This is a genomic window from Moorena sp. SIO3I6, assembly GCF_010672095.1.
Window position 1 is genome coordinate 1 of record NZ_JAAHHU010000874.1, and the last position, 2,015, is coordinate 2,015.

Consider the following 2,015-nt stretch of genomic DNA (forward strand, 5'->3'; position numbering starts at 1 on the left):
TTCCGGAAGCTATGGTGCCTGGAGTTCAGACGTGTCCTCTTTCGATATGTTAAGTAGGTGGGCATAAATAAACGTTAAAACTAAAAATCCGAAAATGAAGCTGAAACCCTTTATTACAGAGGTTTTCAGCATTTTGAATTTCACTCGCTATTTTACGGATAATTAAGCCCACCTACTTAGTCAAATTAATCTCCTGAAAGATAGGTATTAGGATTTTTGTTTTAGGAGTTAGGGGTTTGGTGTTTGGTGTTTGGTGTTTGGTGTTTGGTGTTTGGTGTTTGGTGTTTGGTGTTTGGTGTTTGGTTAATGAGTAATGGTTTTAGTACTTAATGCCTGGGTTAATACCTAAGATCTAAAGTCCACAGCCTAGGGCCTAGGATTTTTGAGTAATTTATTATTGTGCTTGTCTTGATGATTAACACCTATTGAGTATTTTTGATGGTTGAGAGGATGAGGTTTTATTCCGATTACCTAAGTTATAGTTTTGTTTGATTAACCGATTGTAAGTGCGATAGGGCATATATTGCAAAGGATTGTAGCCAGAAAACCGTAATATCAATACACAAGCCCAGGAATACTTGCCAGAAATTATTGCTTCTATAACTTGATTTAATTGTTCAGTACTCATAAATCTATATAAAGGTAGATGCAACTAAGCAAAGGGTTTAATTCACTGTAACAACTCCTAAGCAACTTGTGCTAGGTGAAGTTCTGAAATGATAGCAGATGGTAAGATTACCGATCCTGCTGTGTATAAATCTATTCTTTAGACCATAGGTTTACGTTTAGGTTTGCGTTCAGGTTTGATTTAGTATGATTTATGTATATTTATGTATACTTTTTTTTTGAGGTATATGAGCATTCCAAAAATGTTATAATTACTCATTAACAACGAAATAAAAAGCACAGTAAAACTGCCATGAATCTTGACAAAATCTCTGGCAGTTAACTTATTGGATATCACTGATTAAGAGCCCTTATGTAGATAGTATGCTTAATACCCCCCCAATCTCTTATCGCCTTACTGGGCAAAGATTTGACTTGATCAACAGATTTTTTACTTTGAAAGCAATGCCCAGTAAATATTTGATCACAAATTAACTAAATAGGGCGCATAAACTTGTGATTAAGAGCCTGATTAAGTTGTAGAGATTAGTTGACTTTAGTGGGCTTATCTACGTCAATCGTTTTAATAACCACAAGCTGGTTTGTGTTCCTTGACATTAAGTTAATCAGTATAAATAACTAATCAGATAATTCCAATTTCTGTGTAGGCTTGTTATAAATACATACTGTTTCGTAGTAATCGCTAATCGGTAATTCCTTGGTCAATTCCCAATTACCAGTAAATCATCTTTAGCCTTAATAACTGAAAATGGTATAATAGTTAAGATTGACTGTCCTTGATGTTCACTCCTGATGAGCACGTTGACAAAGCGATGCAGTCGCTCATAGGGGGGACTTCAATGAGCGACTGCATCAAGACATCAACTATCTTTGATTGCAACTTATACCAAGTTTACTTAAAATTAATACTTAAAATTAATACTTAAAATTAATACTTAAAATTAATCAGTAGTAACTGCTTACCCTATTAATCATTAACCCCATCACCCGTCATCTGTTAAAAGGGTAATATCTTTTCTGGAAGCGCAACTTAGTGTCAGGATTAGGTATAGCAGGTGTTAGAAGTCTTAGCCGGATAATTTCTTAGTAACTTATTCAGCTGAAGTTGAGGCGTTGAAATAGGTGTTGCTGGCAGACCCAACAGACAATCTAGATTGTCTGGTGAGACTGTTACAAACTCTAAACCAGCTCTATAGTTTCCTAGAGAATTTCCTTTAGAACCTTTGCACCACATGACTTTAACTGTAGCAGTAACTGTGTGATTTTGTGGCAAGAAAAACTGTATTTTGATAACTTGACCGACTGGAATAGCTTTTTCACTGTAAATGCTGCAACCTCCTCGACTAATATTAACGACTGGATGACGAGCTGAGAAGAGACCAGCCAAT

2 protein-coding genes are annotated in these 2,015 nt (G+C 35.5%); both read right to left on the minus strand.

Annotation, left to right across the window (positions count from 1 at the left end):
* Positions 1-415: 415 nt before the first annotated feature.
* Positions 416-628 (minus strand): HetP family heterocyst commitment protein, encoded by a 213-nt coding sequence (locus F6K49_RS43835; protein WP_070395443.1) that lies wholly within the window; start codon positions 626-628, stop codon positions 416-418.
* A gap of 1,041 nt (positions 629-1,669) precedes the next feature.
* On the minus strand, positions 1,670-2,015 hold a 346-nt coding region (locus tag F6K49_RS43840), incomplete at its 5' end, for a PilZ domain-containing protein (RefSeq protein WP_293108087.1).

Excerpts from the sequence above, each read along its gene's own strand:
- F6K49_RS43835 (WP_070395443.1), bottom strand. The coding sequence starts at position 628 with ATGAGTACTGAACAATTAAATCAAGTTATAGAAGCAATAATTTCTGGC.